This is a genomic window from Pseudomonas sp. NFX183, from assembly GCF_047943075.1.
Classification (GTDB): Bacteria; Pseudomonadota; Gammaproteobacteria; order Pseudomonadales; family Pseudomonadaceae; genus Aquipseudomonas.
Map to the genome: position 1 here is coordinate 3,409,434 of NZ_CP181333.1, position 17,247 is coordinate 3,426,680.

Here is a 17,247-nt window from a genome sequence, read left to right on the forward strand (position 1 = left end):
GCAGTTCTCTAAATGCGCAGTTCAGCGGAGTAGTCATGGCGGCGCAGCTCTGCGACGAAGTCGTAGTAGTCGTTGCGGCAGTAGGTGTCGGTGATTTCAATCGGCGTGTTGTCAGCGGTGTAACCGACCCGCGTCATCAGCAGCATGGCGGTGCCGGGGGCGATGCCCACCAGCTTGGCGAACTCATCCGAGGCGTTGATCGCCTGGATATGCTGCAAGGCGCGCACAACGGGCTTGCCGATGCTTTCCAGGTACTCGTACAGCGAATTGCCGATGGCCTGCGGATGCGGCAGCACCGAGGCGGGCATGGCGGTCATTTCAATTGCCATCACCGTGTCGTCGGCTTTACGCAGGCGTTTGAGGCGCGCCACTTTGTCGGTAGGCGACAGGCCCAGGCGGATCAGCTCTTCGTGGGTGGGCGGGGTGATGTCGCGTTCCAGCCACTGCGAAGTCGGTACAAAACCTTTGAGCCGCAGCATTTCGCTGAAGCCCGACAGGCGTGACAGCGGTTGTTCCAGGCGCGGCGTGATAAAGGTGCCTGAGCCTTGGCTGCGGCGAATCAGGCCTTGGGCGAACAACACTTCCAGCGCTTTACGTGCGGTCACCCGCGAAATGCTCAGTTGCTCGCTGAGGGCGCGTTCCGACGGCAAGGCCTGCTCGGATTTCCACTGGCCGGCATGGATCGCCGCTTCAAGGTTACGGGCCAGTTGCAGGTACAGCGGCGTGGATTGTTTTTCGTCGGGGCGCAGCGTCTGGATGGGATTCATCTGTGAAGTTTCCGATGCGGTTATTAGAGTGTTGTCGCCCGGTAGTGGCCGGAAATTAATACCACTTAAATACCATGTCAATGCAGCCAAAACGGTGCAGGACCCGGTTTCAGGGCGCTTTAAGGGTGCGTGGTATCAAGTGGTATTAGAGAGGTCTTTATCGCGCGCAGAACTGTGCAGCCCGGCGCGGTGAACTGGTATTCACCGGCAGGCGCTGCCAGGGGCAGGAATTATTTTCAGATTATTTTACGAACGGTACGAAATTACGGCCGAATCTCGATCATGGTGCCGTCTTTGACCAGGTTCCAGACTTCGCGCATGTCGACGTTGCGCATGCCGATACAGCCATCGGTCCAGTCGAGGGTGTGGAACCATTGCTCCGGGTATTCCTCGGTGTCGGGCGTGCCGTGGATCATGATCATGCTGCCCGGTCTCACGCCTTCGCGGCGCGCGCGGGCAGAGTCGCTGATATTGGGGTAGGAAATGTGCATGGCCAGGTTGTAGCGGTCGCTGGTCTTGCGCCAGTCGATCCAGTAAAAACCTTCCGGCGTGCGGCGGTCGCCCTCGAACTGCTTGGTGCCCTTGGGGTTTTTGCCCAGCGAGATGCGGTAGGTCTTGAGCGGTTTGCCGTCGTTGATCAGTTGCAACTGATGCGCGGACTTGAGCACCAGGATTTTCTCGACAGGTTTGCCGCCGAGGATTTCCACCGTGGAGGCCGAGGACAGGGTAGCGAACGACAGGCAGATGAAAGCGAGCAACCAACGCATTGAAACGGTTTCCCTTGTTAGACGGTGCTGCCTGAAGGTGTTATTTGGCCGGCCGCGTCATCGGCGGCACCGACTCGCTGCGTACCGGGAACTGTTGTTGCCGGCGGTCAGCGAAGAAGCATTCTAAGGTACGCCCGACCGTGCGGAAAGCCAGCTCTGACCAAGGGATATCGGCTTCATCGAACAGCTTCACCTCAAGGCTTTCGGGGCCTGCGGCAAAGTCCAGGTCGACCAGTTCGGCGCGGTAGAAGATATGCACCTGGCTGATGTGCGGCACGTCGATCAGGGTGTAGATGCTCAGGTTGCGCACGCGGGCGCAGGCTTCTTCCAGGGTTTCGCGCATGGCGGCCTGCTCTACGGTCTCGGCGTTTTCCATAAAGCCTGCGGGCAAGGTCCAGTAACCCAGGCGCGGCTCGATGGCGCGGCGGCACAGCAGCACTTGATCGCCCCACACTGGCACGGTGCCGGCGACGATATTGGGGTTCTGGTAGTGAATGGTCGAGCAGTGATCACACACATAGCGCAGGCGTGTGTCGCCTTCGGGAATGCGCTGGGTAACCGGTTTACCGCACTGGCTGCAGAAGTTCATGCTGGGGTTCCTGAAGAGTGGGCCTATCTTGGCTTGGCGGGCAGGGCCCTGCAAGTTGTCGTTTCGCGACATGTGCCGGGTTTTGGGGTTGGGCACCCGCCCGCTTTGGTGCATGATGCAAGGTAGCCAACAGACCGAGATGACTCATGCTGGACGAGCTACTTCGCCGGGTAAGCAATCACACCCCTCACACACTGGAAACTGACGGGCGTTTCCCCGAGGCCGCCGTGTTGGTGCCGATTACCCGCAGTGACGAACCTGAGCTGATCCTGACCCTGCGCGCCAGTGGCCTGTCGACCCACGGCGGCGAAGTGGCGTTTCCGGGCGGGCGGCGTGACCCCGAAGACCCGGACCTGATTTTTACCGCGCTGCGCGAAGCCGAAGAAGAAATCGGCCTGCCGCCCGGCCTGGTGGAAGTCATCGGCCCGTTGAGCCCGCTGATTTCCCTGCACGGTATCCGCGTAACGCCTTATGTCGGGGTTATCCCCGATTACGTCGAATACCTGGCCAATGATGCCGAGATCGCCGCCGTGTTCAGCGTGCCTCTGGAGTTCTTCCGCCAGGACCCACGCGAACATACCCACCGTATCGATTACCAGGGCCGCAGTTGGTATGTGCCCAGCTATCGGTTTGGCGAATACAAAATCTGGGGGCTGACGGCAATCATGATTGTCGAGCTGATCAACCTGCTCTATGACGACGCGCAGATCAGCCTGCACCAGCCACCCAAGAGTTTCATCAATACCTGAGCCATCGCTTGAATGGCACCGCCGTGAGGACACACCATGAAATACCGCCTGGGCGACGCCCGCGTCGAGACTCATCCGCAAAGCTGGGTGGCGCCCAATGCCACGCTGGTCGGCAAGGTCAAGCTGGAGGAGGGCGCCAATGTGTGGTTCAACGCGGTGTTGCGTGGCGACAACGAACTGATCCTGATCGGCAAGAACAGCAACGTGCAGGACGGCAGCGTGATGCACACCGACATGGGCTACCCGCTGACCCTGGGCACCGGCGTGACCATCGGCCATAACGCCATGCTGCACGGCTGCACCGTCGGCGATTACAGCCTGATTGGCATCAACGCGGTGATCCTCAACGGCGCCAAAATCGGCAAGCATTGCATCATCGGCGCCAATTCGTTGATCGGTGAAGGCAAGGAAATTCCCGATGGCTCGCTGGTAATGGGCTCGCCGGGCAAAGTGGTGCGCGAGTTGACCGAGGCGCAAAAGCGCATGCTCGAAGCCAGCGCCGCGCACTATGTGCATAACGCGCAGCGCTATGCGCGGGACTTGGTTGAGCAAGAAGAATGAACCCGACTGAACGCCCTGTTGCCTCGCCCTGCGTGAGTATTTGCGCGCTGGATGACGATGATATTTGCACAGGTTGCCAGCGCAACGTGGATGAGATTACGCGCTGGAGCCGCATGGACAATGCCGAACGCCGGGTGGTATTGGGGTTGTGCCATGAGCGGGCGAAGGCGAGTGGGTTGGTGTGGATGATTCCGGGGAAATCCGGCGCCTGAACCACCGCTATCGCAGGCAAGCCAGCTCCCACAGTGGATATGTGAATACATTCAAAAATGTGGGAGCTGCCTTGTTGTGGCGAGCGGGCTTGTTGTGGCAAGCGGGCTTTGGGTGGCGAGCGGGCTTGCCCCGCGTTGGGCTGCGAAGCAGCCCTGAAACTGGCGCCGCGGTTTGCCTGACAAGACGCGGCGTTCTTAGTGGGGCCGCTGCGCAGCCCAACGCGGGGCAAGCCCGCTCGCCACAATGATTGCTGTGCATTACCCTGTGCGGCATTACCCACAGGTCCTTCCCCATGCTCTTCCTGATCGCCTACATCAGCAGCGTCGTGCTGATCAACTTCGCCTTCTCCACCGCTCCGCACCTGGACGTCATCTGGTCCGCCTGGGGTGGCCTGGTGTTTATCCTGCGCGACATGGTGCAGACCCGCTTCGGCCATGGCGCGATACTCGCCATGCTGGCGGCGTTGGTGCTGTCGTATATCACCTCCGACCCGTCCATCGCCCTGGCCAGCGCCACGGCATTTGCGGTGTCCGAATGCATTGACTGGCTGGTGTTCAGCATCACCAAGCGCCCACTGCACGATCGCCTGTGGATAAGTTCGGCGCTGAGTATTCCCCTCGATACCTTTATCTTCTTCGGCCTGATCGGCGCGCTGACGCCGGCGGTGGCGGGTACGGCGTTGGTGTCGAAATTCGCCGGGGTCACGGTGGTGTGGCTGATCATGGCCTGGCGCCTGCGCAAACGCGCCGTCGCCAACTGAGGCCAATTCTTGCAGTTCATGTAAAATGCCGGCCTTTCTCCCCATGATCCGCTCCCCTGAGGACCTGAGATGACCCGAATCGGAACTCCATTGTCGCCAACCGCGACCCGCGTTTTGCTGTGTGGCTGCGGTGAGCTGGGCAAGGAAGTGGTAATCGAACTGCAACGCCTGGGCGTTGAAGTGATTGCCGTGGATCGTTACGCCAACGCGCCTGCCATGCAGGTTGCGCACCGTAGCCACGTGATCAACATGCTCGACGGCGCCGCCCTGCGTGCGGTGATCGAGGCGGAAAAACCGCACTTCATCGTGCCGGAAATCGAAGCCATCGCCACCGCCACGCTGGTAGAGCTTGAAGCCGAAGGCTTCACCGTGATTCCGACCGCGCGTGCCACCTCGCTGACCATGAACCGCGAAGGCATCCGTCGCCTGGCCGCCGAAGAGCTGGACCTGCCGACGTCGCCGTACCACTTTGCCGACACGTTCGAGGACTACAGCAAGGCCGTCCAGGACCTGGGCTTCCCGTGTGTGGTCAAGCCGGTGATGAGCTCTTCGGGCAAGGGCCAGAGCCTGCTGCGCAGCGCCGATGACGTGCAGAAAGCCTGGGATTACGCTCAAGAGGGCGGGCGTGCCGGTAAAGGCCGAGTGATCATCGAGGGCTTTATCGACTTCGATTACGAAATCACCCTGCTGACTGTGCGCCACATCGGCGGCACCACCTTTTGCGCGCCGGTCGGCCACCGTCAGGAGAAGGGCGACTACCAGGAATCCTGGCAGCCGCAAGCCATGAGCCCGATTGCCCTGGCGGAATCCGAGCGGGTTGCCAAAGCCGTGACCGAGGCGCTGGGTGGCCGTGGCCTGTTTGGCGTGGAATTGTTCATCAAGGGCGATCAAGTGTGGTTCAGCGAAGTGTCGCCGCGCCCGCATGACACCGGCTTGGTGACCTTGATTTCTCAGGACCTGTCGCAGTTCGCGCTGCACGCGCGCGCGATCCTGGGCCTGCCGATTCCGTTGATCCGCCAGTTCGGGCCTTCGGCCTCGGCGGTGATTCTGGTGGAGGGGCAGTCGACCCAGACCGCGTTCGCCAACCTTGGCGCGGCCTTGAGCGAGCCGGACACGGCGTTGCGTCTGTTTGGTAAACCGGAAGTCAATGGTCAGCGCCGGATGGGTGTGGCGTTGGCGCGGGATGAGTCGATCGAGGCGGCGCGGGCGAAGGCGACTCGGGCTTCGAAGGCAGTTGTTGTAGAGCTGTAAAACCGCGTCGCGCCCATCGCAGGCAAGCCAGCTCCCACATTTGAAGGCATTCACAATTCAACATGTGGGAGCGGGCTTGCCTGCGATAGCGGTCTATCAGGCGACCTTGTTCAAGTCGTTATTGCGCGTCTCTTTCAGGCACAGCACAGCAATCAAGCTGAGCAACGCTGCCGCCGACACATACCCGCCGACATAACTCAGCCCGCCCATCGCCACCAGCTTGGTCGCGAAAAATGGTGCGGCCGATGCCCCGACAATCCCGCCCAGGTTATACGCCGCCGAAGCGCCGGTATAACGCACGCGCGTGGGGAACAGTTCCGGCAGCATCGCGCCCATTGGGGCGAAGGTCACGCCCATCAGAAACAATTCCAGTGCCAGGAACAGTGCGACGGCCCAGGTCGAGCCGTGGGTGAGCAGCGGCTCCATGGTGAAGCCCGACAGAATCGCAAGAATGGCGCCGACGATCAGTACCGGCTTGCGCCCGTAACGGTCGCTGGCCAACGCCGCCAGCGGCGTCGCCAGGCCCATGAACAACACCGCAAAGCACAGCAGGCCCAGGAACGTCTCGCGGCTGTAGCCCAGCGTTGCAACGCCGTAACTCAGCGAGAACGCGGTGGTGATGTAGAACAGCGCATAGCACACCACCATCGACGCCGCGCCCAGCAGGACCGGCAGCCAATGCTGGCTGAACAGCTCCACCAGCGGCACTTTCACCGGCGCTTGCTTGGCGACGGCGTTGGCGAATACCGGGGTTTCATGCAGTTTGAGGCGTGCATACAGGCCAACCATCACCAGCGCCGCGCTGAGAATGAACGGGATGCGCCAGCCCCAACTGCGGAACTGTTCGTCGTTCAGGCTCATGGCCAGGATCAGGAACAGGCCGTTGGCCGCCAGAAAGCCAATCGACGGGCCCAGTTGCGGGAACATGCCAAACCAGGCGCGCTTGCCCTTGGGGGCGTTCTCGGTGGCCAGCAAGGCTGCGCCGCCCCATTCGCCGCCAAGCCCCAGGCCCTGGCCGAAGCGCAGCACACACAAGAGGATCGGTGCCCAGGCGCCGATGCTGTCATAGCCGGGCAGCAAACCGATCAACGTGGTGCACACGCCCATCAGCAGCAACGACGCCACCAGGGTTGATTTGCGCCCGATACGGTCACCGAAGTGGCCGAACAGCGCCGAACCCAGCGGGCGGGCGATAAAGGCGATGCCAAAGGTCAGGAACGACGCCAGCATCTGCGCGGTGCCGGAGGTCTGCGGGAAGAACACCGGGCCGATCACCAGCGCAGCGGCCGTGGCGTAGATGTAGAAATCGTAGAACTCGATGGCGGTGCCGACGATGCTCGCGGTGGCGACCCGTGCGGTCGAGTTGAGCGGGGCGGCGGTTGCAGCCTCGGTATAGGTGGTGCTCATTGAGGTATCCCTGACGGTCATTGCGCGTTTGGACGCGGATTATTATTGGTCAAACACCCATGGATCAGGGGTGTAAGCGGGGCGGCTCGGGATGGGAGCAAACACCGGTCAGACACGGTAACGCAGTGCCTGGACGCGCTGAGTGCGGGTAGCACGCGGTCGGGCGGGGCTCTGGTAAGCCGTCCCGATTATAGGAAGGGGTTTGCGGATCCAACAAGAGGCTCAGTCACGATCTATCAAACGCTGCAAATCAACTGTGGGAGCGGGCTTGCTCGCGAAAGCGGTGGGTCAGTTAAAGATGGGCTGACTGATCCACCGCTTTCGCGAGCAAGCCCGCTCCCACATTGGAATGCGCAGTGCCGAAAAGCTAGGCGGCGACGGGCACGCGGCTGGTGTGCCAGATCAGCACCTTGCTGACGCGGTTGTCCTCGGTCTCGAGGATTTCCAGGCGATAGCGGCCGATCTTCAGGCACACCGCGCAATCCGGAATGGTCTCCAGCGCTTCGGTCACCAGGCCGTTCAAGGTCTTGGGGCCGTCACTGGGCAGGTGCCAGCCCAGGCTCTTGTTCAGCTCGCGGATCGAAGCCGCGCCGTCGATGATGTAGCGGCCATCGGGCTGCGCTTCGATATGCGGGTTGTCCGCTGCCTGATCACTTTCGAATTCGCCGACGATTTCTTCGAGGATATCTTCCAGAGTGACGATGCCCAGCACTTCGCCGTATTCGTCCACCACCATGCCCAGGCGCCGCTGCTGCTTGTGGAAATTCAGCAGTTGCAGTTGCAGGGGCGTGCTTTCGGGGACGAAATAGGGCTCGTGGCAGGCAGCGAGCAAGGCTTCTTTGGTCAGGCTGGCGTCGGGCAGCAGGTGTTGGATCTGCCGGGTATTGAGCACGGCTTCGACCTGGTTGATGTCACTGTGGAACACCGGCAGGCGCGTGCGTTGCGAGGTGCGCAGCTGCTCAATGATATCCTCGACCGAGTCATCCAGGTTGATACCGTCCACTTCGCTGCGCGGCACCAGGATGTCGTTGACCGTGATGTTGTCCAGCGCGTGAATGCCGGGCATGCCGGGCGTACGATTTTCATCGGTCTCGGGCTCGGGTTCATCGTCGTGATCGGGCAGTGGCTCGTCGCTCTTTTTCACCACGCCGGATTTGCGTGCGAACGGGCGCAGCAATAACAGGCTGATGCCATTGAGCAGCCAGGCCAGGGGGTAGAGGATTTTCAGCGGCACACCCAGCAGCGTATTGCCAAAGCCCAGTACGGCTTGCGGGTGGCGAACCGCCAGGGCACGCGGCAGGTAGTCGGCGAGCACCAGCAGGATCGCGCAGGAGATCAGCCAGCCGAGCCACGGGCCGTTCTGCGCCCAGGCATAGATTGCCAGCAACGTGCAGAGAATCACCACGGCCGCACGACACAGGCTGTTGCACAGAATCAGGCTGTTACGCGGGAAGTTCAGGCGGGCGGCGGCCTTGTCACCCTGGCGTGTACCGGGGCGCAGGGCCAGCAAGTGCTGTTGTGCGGCTTCGATGGCGGTAAACAGCGCCGCCCATAACACCAGCAAGGCGATTACCGCGAGCATCGGCCCAAGGGGCAAGTTGTCCATGATCGCTGCCCGTCAGATATGCAGGATGTATTCGCGAACCAGCTTGCTGCCGAAATAGGCCAGCATCAGCAGGCAGAAACCGGCCAGGGTCCAGCGGATCGCCTTGTGCCCACGCCAGCCGAGGCGGTTACGCCCCCACAGCAGCACGCTGAACACCACCCAGGCCAGGCACGCCAGCAGGGTTTTGTGCACCAGGTGTTGGGCGAACAGGTTTTCGACGAACAGCCAGCCGGAAATCAGCGACAGCGACAACAGCGTCCAGCCGGCCCACAGGAAGCCGAACAGCAGGCTTTCCATGGTCTGCAGCGGCGGGAAGTTCTTGATCAGCCCGGACGGGTGCTTGTTTTTAAGCTGGTGGTCCTGCAGCAGCAGGAGCAACGCCTGGAACACCGCAATCGTGAACATGCCGTAAGCCAGGATCGACAGCAGGATGTGGGCGAGAATGCCCGGCTCCTCGTCGATCACTTGCACGGTGCCGGTGGGGGTGAATTGCGCCAGCAGCACCGTCAGCATTCCCAACGGGAATAGCAGCACCAGCAGGTTTTCCACGGGAATGCGGTAACAGGCCAGCAGCGTCAGGGCGATGACGGCAGCAGCGATCAGACTGGCGGCACTGAAAAAGTCCAGGCCCAGGCCGACCGGCGTCATCAAGTGAGTGAACAGGCTCGCGGCGTGGGCGAGCAGGGCGACGACGCCCAAGCCTACCAGCAGACGTTTATCCGCTTTTGTGCCTTGGGCCAGACGAGTGCCCTGATAGAGAGTCGCAGCGGCGTACAAAATGGCGGCGGCGAGGCTGGGTAGCAAACTGGGTGACAAGGGGACCATAAATCCTGATAGACAAGCCCGAAAGGCGCTGAGTTTGGCACACACCAACGCCGCACGAAAGACTCACGGGCCAGACAGCGGGTGTGCACAGGCGCAGTCTTCGCTATAATCCGCGACCTGCCCACGCCGCAGGCTCGCCGAGCGCTGTTTTTAACAGCGATTTACCACAGCCTGGGCCGCCATTACCTCGGTCTACAAAGCATTTCGATGAATAGGGCCTGAAAGGATCGCGCATGTTTGAAAACTTGACTGACCGTCTCTCGCAGACGCTGCGCCACGTAACCGGCAAGGCCAAGCTGACCGAGGACAATATTAAAGACACCCTGCGTGAAGTACGCATGGCGTTGCTGGAAGCCGACGTGGCCTTGCCGGTGGTGAAGGACTTCGTCAACTCGGTCAAAGAGCGCGCGGTCGGCACCGAAGTGTCCCGCAGCCTGACCCCAGGCCAGGCCTTTGTGAAGATCGTGCAGGCCGAACTCGAAAGCCTGATGGGCGCGGCCAACGAAGACTTGAACCTCAGCGCCGTGCCACCGGCCGTCGTGCTGATGGCCGGTCTGCAAGGTGCGGGTAAGACCACCACTGCCGGCAAGCTGGCGCGCTTTCTTAAAGAGCGCAAGAAGAAGTCGGTGATGGTGGTGTCGGCCGACGTGTACCGTCCGGCGGCCATCAAGCAGCTGGAAATGCTCGCGGGCGAAGTGGGCGTGACCTTCTTCCCGTCCGACCTGAGCCAGAAGCCGGTCGACATTGCCAACGCGGCTATTAAAGAAGCCAAGCTCAAATTCATCGACGTGGTCATCGTTGATACCGCCGGTCGCCTGCACATCGATGAAGAGATGATGGGCGAGATCAAGGCGCTGCATGCCGCGATCAATCCGGTCGAGACGCTGTTCGTGGTCGACGCCATGACCGGCCAGGATGCGGCCAACACCGCCAAGGCCTTTGGTGATGCGCTGCCGTTGACCGGCGTGATCCTGACCAAGGTCGACGGTGATGCCCGTGGCGGTGCTGCGCTGTCGGTACGTGCAATCACCGGCAAGCCGATCAAGTTCATCGGTATGGGCGAGAAGAGCGACGCGCTCGAGCCGTTCCACCCTGAGCGTATCGCCTCGCGTATTCTCGGCATGGGCGACGTGCTCAGCCTGATCGAGCAGGCCGAAGCCACGCTCGACAAGGACAAGGCCGATAAGCTGGCCAAGAAGCTGAAGAAGGGCAAGGGCTTCGACCTCGAAGACTTCCGTGACCAGCTGCAACAGATGAAGAACATGGGCGGCCTCGGCGGCCTGATGGACAAACTGCCGAACATCGGCGGTGTGAACCTGGCGCAAATGGGCAATGCCCAGGGCGCGGCAGAGAAGCAGTTCAAGCAGATGGAAGCCATCATCAACTCCATGACCCCGGCCGAGCGCCGCGACCCTGAGCTGATCAGCGGTTCGCGCAAGCGTCGGATCGCCATGGGCTCCGGCACCCAGGTGCAGGACATCGGTCGCTTGATCAAGCAGCACAAGCAGATGCAGAAGATGATGAAGAAGTTCTCCGCAAAAGGCGGAATGGCCAAGATGATGCGCGGCATGGGCGGTATGTTGCCCGGCGGCGGCATGCCAAAAATGTAAAGAATTCGAGTGGAAGTTCACTTCTGCTCCGACCCACAAGGATGTGGGATCTCCAGCAAACCCGCGGTTAGCGGGAGCTGACTCGCCGTTTTAACCGACGGCTCTATAGCAGATCTGAGTGGCACGCTGACTAGGCGCCAGAAAAAGACATTTGCAAAAGTCCGGATATTCCTTAGAATATGCGGCCTTTCGGGCACCTATGCCCGCTGTGCATTTAGATTTGCAGCACCGACTACAGGAACGATGTTCACATGCTAACAATCCGTCTTGCCCTTGGCGGCTCCAAAAAGCGCCCGTTTTACCACTTGACCGTAACCGACAGCCGCAACCCGCGCGACGGTTCGCACAAGGAACAGGTTGGTTTCTTCAACCCTGTTGCTCGTGGTCAAGAAGTTCGTCTGTCCGTGAACCAAGAGCGCGTAGCCTACTGGCTGAGCGTGGGTGCACAGCCATCCGAGCGCGTTGCAAAACTGTTGAAGGACTCGGCTAAGGCCGCAGCCTGAGCAATATGAACGCGACGCCAGCTGTTGCTGATGATTTGATCGTTATCGGCAAGATTTACTCTGTTCATGGCGTTCGCGGCGAAGTGAAGGTGTATTCCTTTACTGATCCGACTGAAAACCTGTTGCAGTACAAAACCTGGACGCTCAAGCGCGAAGGTAGTGTGAAACAGGTCGAGCTGGTCAGTGGACGCGGGAGCGATAAGTTCCTGGTCGCAAAGCTCAAGGGTCTTGATGATCGTGAAGAAGCGCGTCTTCTGGCCGGTTATGAGATCTGCGTGCCGCGCAACCTGTTCCCTGAATTGACCGACGGCGAGTACTACTGGTACCAGCTGGAAGGTCTGAAGGTTATTGATCAACTCGGGCAATTGCTCGGGAAAATCGATCATCTTCTGGAAACCGGCGCCAATGATGTAATGGTGGTCAAGCCTTGCGCTGGCAGCCTGGATGATCGCGAACGCCTGTTGCCGTATACCGAGCAATGCGTGTTGGCCGTCGACCTGGCAGCGGGCGAGATGAAGGTGGAATGGGACGCGGACTTCTAAGCGTGGCTAATTTGCGCATTGAAGTGATCAGTTTGTTTCCCGAGATGTTCTCCGCCATCAGCGAGTACGGCATCACCAGTCGGGCGGTGAAACAGGGGCTGTTGCAGCTCACCTGTTGGAACCCGCGAGACTACACGACAGATCGACATCACACTGTGGATGATCGCCCATTTGGCGGTGGTCCGGGCATGGTGATGAAGATCAAGCCCCTGGAAGACGCGTTGGTTGAGGCCAAGGCCGCCGCCGGGGAGAAGGCGAAGGTAATTTACCTGTCCCCTCAAGGCCGTCAGCTGAAACAGGCTGCGGTACGCGAACTGGCGAATGAGGAAGCACTGATCCTGATTGCCGGTCGCTATGAAGGCATTGACGAGCGGTTTATTGAAGCTCATGTCGATGAAGAGTGGTCGATTGGGGACTATGTTCTGTCTGGCGGCGAGCTGCCGGCGATGGTCCTGATAGATGCGGTTACACGACTGCTGCCTGGAGCTTTAGGGCATGCGGACTCCGCGGAGGAAGATTCCTTCACGGATGGTTTGCTGGATTGCCCGCACTACACCCGACCGGAGGTGTATGCGGATCAGCGTGTTCCCGACGTATTGCTAAGTGGCAATCACGCACACATCCGGCGTTGGCGTTTACAGCAGTCCCTTGGTCGGACCTATGAACGACGCGCCGATCTTCTGGAAAGCCGCTCGCTTTCTGGAGAAGAGAAGAAGCTGCTCGAGGAATACATCCTCGCGCGGGACGATAGTTAACAACGTATCGATGGTAGGTCCATTGACTTACCTTAGGAGCACAGCATGACTAACAAAATCATCCTTGCACTCGAAGCAGAGCAGATGACCAAAGAGATCCCTACCTTTGCCCCAGGCGACACTATTGTCGTTCAGGTGAAAGTGAAGGAAGGCGACCGTTCGCGTCTGCAAGCGTTCGAAGGCGTGGTAATCGCCAAGCGTAATCGTGGTGTGAACAGTGCTTTCACTGTTCGTAAAATCTCCAACGGTGTTGGCGTAGAGCGTACTTTCCAGACCTACAGCCCGCAAATCGACAGCATGGCCGTTAAGCGTCGCGGTGACGTACGTAAAGCCAAGCTGTACTACCTGCGTGACCTGTCCGGTAAAGCAGCTCGCATCAAGGAAAAACTGGCTTAAGTCCAGCTTCCCGATGCAGAAAAAAGCAGCCTACGGGCTGCTTTTTTGTGCCTGAAATTTGTCCCTTGCCGGTACTTGCCCATGACCACCCGCCTCGAAGAAATCCAGCGTCGCACCGACCTGTCCGTGACCCACGTGACCAAGGCCGTATTTCCGCCGACTACCAACCACCACAACACCCTGTTCGGCGGCACTGCCTTGGCCTGGATGGACGAAGTGTCGTTCATTACCGCCACGCGTTTTTGCCGCTTGCCGCTGGTGACGGTCTCCACCGACCGCATTGATTTCAATCACGCGATTCCGGCCGGTTCTATCGTCGAGCTGATCGGCCGCGTCATCAAGGTGGGCAACACCAGCCTCAAGGTCGAAGTCGAAGTGTTCGTCGAGAGCATGAGTGCCGACGGTCGCGAAAAGGCGATCCAAGGCGTGTTCAGTTTTGTCGCAATCGATGCCGACAAGCGCCCGGTGCCGGTGCTGCCAGGGTTTGTTGACTGATCCTGAACCGAGTCGCGGCCATCGCAGGCAAGCCAGCTCCCACATTCGATCGATGTTGATGATGCTATCAGGAAAAACACAAAACCCATGTGGGAGCTGGCTTGCCTGCGATAGGATCTACCAGACACTCCAGTAATCAGCCTGAGCCCCTATGCCCGCCATTGACCATCCTCTGATCGACCGCTTTCTCGACGCCTTGTGGCTGGAAAAAGGCCTGTCGGACAACACCCGCCAGGCCTATCGCAGTGACCTCGCCCTGTTCAATGGCTGGCTGCAGGAAAAAAACCTCGAACTGATCAATGCCGGTCGCGAGCTGATCCTCGATCACCTGGCCTGGCGCCTGGAGCAGAACTACAAGCCGCGTTCCACCGCGCGTTTTCTCTCCGGCGTACGTGGCTTTTATCGCTACCTGCTGCGGGAAAAGCTCATCGCCGCCGACCCGACGCTGCAAATCGACATGCCGCAACTGGGCCGGCCATTGCCCAAATCCCTGTCGGAAGCCGACGTGGATGCCTTGCTCGCCGCGCCCGACCTCAGCGAAGCCATCGGCCAGCGCGACCGCGCCATGCTCGAAGTGCTCTACGCCTGCGGCCTGCGCGTGACCGAGCTGATCAGCCTGACCCTTGAGCAAGTCAACTTGCGCCAGGGCGTGCTGCGGGTGATGGGCAAGGGCAGCAAGGAACGCCTTGTGCCGATGGGCGAGGAAGCAATCGTGTGGGTCGAGCGCTACATGCGTGATGCCCGCATCGAGTTGCTCGGTGGGCGGCCCAGCGATGTGCTGTTTCCCAGCCTGCGCGGCGAGCAGATGACCCGCCAGACCTTCTGGCACCGTATCAAGCACCAGGCCAGGGTGGCCGGGATCGGCAAGGCGCTTTCGCCGCACACGTTGCGCCATGCGTTCGCCACCCACTTGCTCAACCACGGTGCGGACCTGCGTGTGGTGCAAATGCTGCTGGGGCACAGTGACTTATCCACAACCCAGATCTACACGCATGTTGCGCGGGCACGCTTGCAGGATATGCACGCCAAGCACCACCCGCGCGGATGAAATTGCATCCGAAACGGCCCAATTTACCCGCCGCAGTCTGCCCTCCGGCCCAACTGTGGTAGGCTTTGCCGGTTAGCAAAGGGGACGGTCAGACTTTTGTTTGCCTTGTGTGTATGACCCCGTATTTTCAGATCGGTGTTCCACACCCGTCCCTGCATCTGCCTTCAGGAGTTCCCATGCGCTTGACCCAGATTATTGCCGCCGCAGCGATTGCGTTGGTTTCCACTTTTGTTGTCGCCGACGACGCCGCCGAGCAAACGATTCGCAAGAGCCTGGCCAACCTGCAGCTCGACACGCCGATCGAAAGCATCAGCGCCAGCCCGATGGCCGGCCTGTATGAAGTCAAGCTCAAGGGCAGCCGCGTGCTGTACGCCAGTGCCGATGGCCAGTACATCGTTCAGGGCTACCTGTTCCAGTTGAAAGATGGCAAGCCGGTCAACCTGACCGAGAAAGCCGAGCGCCTGGGCGTGTCCAAGCTGATCAACGGCATTCCAGTGGCTGAAACCGTGGTGTACCCGGCCATCGGCGAGACCAAGACCCACATCACCGTGTTCACCGACACCACCTGCCCGTACTGCCACAAGCTGCACGCCGAAGTGCCTGCGCTGAACAAGCTCGGTGTGGAAGTGCGCTACGTAGCGTTCCCGCGCCAGGGCCTGGGCTCGCCGGGTGACGAGCAGTTGCAGGCGGTATGGTGCTCGGCCGACAAGAAAGCCGCGATGGACAAAATGGTCGATGGCAAGGAAATCAAGGCGGCCAAATGCGCCAACCCGGTTTCCAAGCAGTTTGCCTTGGGGCAGTCGATTGGCGTGAACGGTACACCGGCCATCGTTTTGGCTGACGGCCAAGTCATTCCGGGCTACCAGCCGGCGCCACAAGTTGCCAAACTGGCACTGGGTGCGAGTAAGCAGTAATCGTCGAGCCTTTGGCGATCATGCTCCGCCGAACAGTCGGCGGGGCATTAATTGAGAGCCGCAGTTGTGCGGCTGTTTTTCACGGCCGACCTTGAGTCGGCCGTTTCATGGGGAGTTCTTCAGTGAAACCGGTCAAAGTAGGCATCTGTGGGTTAGGGACCGTCGGTGGCGGCACCTTCAACGTACTTCAGCGTAATGCTGAAGAAATTTCCCGCCGTGCAGGGCGTGGGATTGAAGTGGCACAAATTGCCACGCGTACGCCAAAGCCTCAGTTCCAAACGACCGGTATTGCGATTACCAACGATGTCTTCGCCGTGGCGACCAACCCTGAAATCGATATCGTCATCGAGCTGGTTGGCGGCTACACCGTAGCCCGTGATCTGGTGCTGCTGGCCATTGAGAACGGTAAACACGTGGTCACCGCCAACAAGGCGCTGATTGCCGTGCATGGCAACGAGATCTTCGCCAAGGCGCGCGAAAAGGGCGTGATCGTGGCGTTCGAAGCCGCCGTGGCCGGTGGCATCCCGGTGATCAAGGCGATCCGTGAAGGCCTGTCCGCCAACCGCATCAATTGGGTGGCCGGGATCATCAACGGCACCGGTAACTTCATCCTCACCGAAATGCGCGAGAAGGGCCGTACCTTCGAAGACGTGCTGGCCGAAGCCCAAGCCCTGGGTTACGCCGAAGCCGACCCGACTTTCGACGTTGAAGGCATCGACGCCGCGCACAAACTGACCATCCTGGCGTCCATCGCGTTTGGCGTCCCGCTGCAGTTCGACAAGGCCTACACCGAAGGCATCACCAAGCTGACCACCGCCGACGTGAATTACGCCGAAGCCTTGGGCTACCGCATCAAGCACTTGGGCGTAGCGCGCAGCACCCCGGCCGGTATCGAGCTGCGTGTACACCCGACCCTGATCCCGGCCGATCGCCTGATCGCCAACGTCAACGGCGTGATGAACGCGGTGATGGTTAACGGTGACGCGGCAGGTTCGACCCTGTTCTACGGCGCCGGCGCAGGCATGGAGCCGACCGCTTCGTCGGTGATCGCCGACCTGGTTGACGTGGTTCGCGCCATGACCAGCGACCCGGAGAACCGCGTGCCGCACCTGGCGTTCCAGCCGGATTCGCTGTCGGCTCACCCGATCCTGCCGATCGAAGCCTGCGAAAGCGCCTACTACCTGCGTATCCAGGCCCAGGATCATCCGGGCGTGTTGGCCCAGGTGGCGAGCATCCTGTCGGAGCGCGGCATCAACATCGAGTCGATCATGCAGAAGGAAGTCGAGGAACAAAACGGCCAGGTGCCGATGATCCTGCTGACCCACCGCGTGCTCGAGCAGCACATGAACGATGCCATCCGGGCGCTCGAAGCTCTTCAAGGCGTGGTTGGGCCGGTCGTTCGTATTCGCGTCGAACATCTAAATTAATTCAGCTGCAAGCGCCAAGCTGCACGCTGCAAGTAAAAGCAGATCCGCTGTTACTTGCAGCT

The 17,247-nt window shown here is 60.3% G+C and carries 20 protein-coding genes; 14 read left to right on the plus strand and 6 right to left on the minus strand.

What is annotated here, in order from left to right; all coding sequences use genetic code 11:
- Window positions 1-8: 8 nt before the first annotated feature.
- The 3 genes from ACM530_RS15835 to ACM530_RS15845 all read right to left on the minus strand — a co-directional run bounded on the left by ACM530_RS15835 (window position 9) and on the right by ACM530_RS15845 (window position 2,123).
- A complete protein-coding gene (locus ACM530_RS15835) occupies window positions 9-767 on the minus strand; it encodes a GntR family transcriptional regulator (RefSeq protein WP_416362650.1) in 759 nt (252 codons plus the stop codon).
- Window positions 768-1,030: 263 nt separating this feature from the next.
- Window positions 1,031-1,534, minus strand: a complete 504-nt coding sequence (locus ACM530_RS15840) for a L,D-transpeptidase family protein (RefSeq protein WP_242199909.1) — start codon at window positions 1,532-1,534, stop codon at window positions 1,031-1,033.
- Between the two features lie 40 nt (window positions 1,535-1,574).
- Window positions 1,575-2,123, minus strand: a complete 549-nt coding sequence (locus ACM530_RS15845; RefSeq protein ID WP_404484737.1) for an NUDIX hydrolase — start codon at window positions 2,121-2,123, stop codon at window positions 1,575-1,577.
- Between the two features lie 146 nt (window positions 2,124-2,269).
- On the opposite strand from ACM530_RS15845, the gene ACM530_RS15850 reads away from it, so the two are divergent.
- The 5 genes from ACM530_RS15850 to purT all read left to right on the plus strand — a co-directional run bounded on the left by ACM530_RS15850 (window position 2,270) and on the right by purT (window position 5,657).
- Window positions 2,270-2,872: a CoA pyrophosphatase gene (locus tag ACM530_RS15850; protein WP_060754282.1), complete on the plus strand. Its 603-nt coding sequence runs from the start codon at window positions 2,270-2,272 to the stop codon at window positions 2,870-2,872.
- Between the two features lie 36 nt (window positions 2,873-2,908).
- Complete coding sequence (locus tag ACM530_RS15855; protein WP_106578304.1) at window positions 2,909-3,433, plus strand: gamma carbonic anhydrase family protein; 525 nt, start codon at window positions 2,909-2,911, stop codon at window positions 3,431-3,433.
- Window positions 3,430-3,645: a DUF1289 domain-containing protein gene (locus tag ACM530_RS15860; protein ID WP_416362651.1), complete on the plus strand. Its 216-nt coding sequence runs from the start codon at window positions 3,430-3,432 to the stop codon at window positions 3,643-3,645. The genes ACM530_RS15855 and ACM530_RS15860 overlap by 4 nt, the downstream gene beginning before the upstream one ends.
- 293 nt (window positions 3,646-3,938) lie before the next feature.
- Entirely contained in the window at window positions 3,939-4,406 is a 468-nt protein-coding gene (locus ACM530_RS15865) for a VUT family protein (protein WP_106578306.1), read from the plus strand.
- 69 nt (window positions 4,407-4,475) lie between these two features.
- Window positions 4,476-5,657, plus strand: coding sequence for a formate-dependent phosphoribosylglycinamide formyltransferase (purT, locus tag ACM530_RS15870; RefSeq protein WP_017139720.1), 1,182 nt, complete (start codon window positions 4,476-4,478; stop codon window positions 5,655-5,657).
- A 96-nt stretch (window positions 5,658-5,753) separates the two neighbouring features.
- On the opposite strand, the gene ACM530_RS15875 is transcribed toward purT, so the two are convergent.
- The 3 genes from ACM530_RS15875 to ACM530_RS15885 form a co-directional block, all read right to left on the minus strand.
- Entirely contained in the window at window positions 5,754-7,064 is a 1,311-nt protein-coding gene (locus ACM530_RS15875; protein WP_145164143.1) for an MFS transporter, read from the minus strand.
- A gap of 367 nt (window positions 7,065-7,431) precedes the next feature.
- Entirely contained in the window at window positions 7,432-8,670 is a 1,239-nt protein-coding gene (locus tag ACM530_RS15880; RefSeq protein ID WP_416362652.1) for a transporter associated domain-containing protein, read from the minus strand.
- A 12-nt stretch (window positions 8,671-8,682) separates the two neighbouring features.
- Window positions 8,683-9,495 carry a cytochrome C assembly family protein gene (locus ACM530_RS15885; protein WP_106578310.1) on the minus strand — a complete coding sequence of 271 codons (813 nt, stop codon included), beginning with the start codon at window positions 9,493-9,495 and terminating at the stop codon, window positions 8,683-8,685.
- 233 nt (window positions 9,496-9,728) lie between these two features.
- Here ACM530_RS15885 and ffh point away from each other — a divergent pair, with 233 nt between their 5' ends.
- The 9 genes from ffh to ACM530_RS15930 all read left to right on the plus strand — a co-directional run bounded on the left by ffh (window position 9,729) and on the right by ACM530_RS15930 (window position 17,185).
- Complete coding sequence (gene ffh / locus ACM530_RS15890) at window positions 9,729-11,105, plus strand: signal recognition particle protein (RefSeq protein WP_010207982.1); 1,377 nt, start codon at window positions 9,729-9,731, stop codon at window positions 11,103-11,105.
- 251 nt (window positions 11,106-11,356) lie between these two features.
- Entirely contained in the window at window positions 11,357-11,608 is a 252-nt protein-coding gene (gene rpsP, locus ACM530_RS15895) for a 30S ribosomal protein S16 (RefSeq protein WP_003175899.1), read from the plus strand.
- 5 nt (window positions 11,609-11,613) lie between these two features.
- A complete protein-coding gene (rimM, locus tag ACM530_RS15900; RefSeq protein ID WP_003175898.1) occupies window positions 11,614-12,150 on the plus strand; it encodes a ribosome maturation factor RimM in 537 nt (178 codons plus the stop codon).
- On the plus strand, window positions 12,132-12,905 hold the full coding sequence (trmD, locus tag ACM530_RS15905) for a tRNA (guanosine(37)-N1)-methyltransferase TrmD (RefSeq protein ID WP_177343966.1): 774 nt from the start codon (window positions 12,132-12,134) through the stop codon (window positions 12,903-12,905). Before rimM ends, trmD begins: the two co-directional genes overlap by 19 nt.
- Before the next feature lie 45 nt (window positions 12,906-12,950).
- Window positions 12,951-13,301 carry a 50S ribosomal protein L19 gene (rplS, locus tag ACM530_RS15910; protein ID WP_003175895.1) on the plus strand — a complete coding sequence of 117 codons (351 nt, stop codon included), beginning with the start codon at window positions 12,951-12,953 and terminating at the stop codon, window positions 13,299-13,301.
- A gap of 81 nt (window positions 13,302-13,382) precedes the next feature.
- On the plus strand, window positions 13,383-13,796 hold the full coding sequence (locus ACM530_RS15915; protein WP_003193963.1) for an acyl-CoA thioesterase: 414 nt from the start codon (window positions 13,383-13,385) through the stop codon (window positions 13,794-13,796).
- A gap of 151 nt (window positions 13,797-13,947) precedes the next feature.
- Complete coding sequence (gene xerD, locus ACM530_RS15920; RefSeq protein ID WP_145164139.1) at window positions 13,948-14,844, plus strand: site-specific tyrosine recombinase XerD; 897 nt, start codon at window positions 13,948-13,950, stop codon at window positions 14,842-14,844.
- A 176-nt stretch (window positions 14,845-15,020) separates the two neighbouring features.
- Window positions 15,021-15,758, plus strand: coding sequence for a thioredoxin fold domain-containing protein (locus tag ACM530_RS15925; RefSeq protein ID WP_145164137.1), 738 nt, complete (start codon window positions 15,021-15,023; stop codon window positions 15,756-15,758).
- 122 nt (window positions 15,759-15,880) lie between these two features.
- Window positions 15,881-17,185 carry a homoserine dehydrogenase gene (locus ACM530_RS15930; protein WP_106578313.1) on the plus strand — a complete coding sequence of 435 codons (1,305 nt, stop codon included), beginning with the start codon at window positions 15,881-15,883 and terminating at the stop codon, window positions 17,183-17,185.
- The last annotated feature ends 62 nt before the right edge of the window (window positions 17,186-17,247 follow it).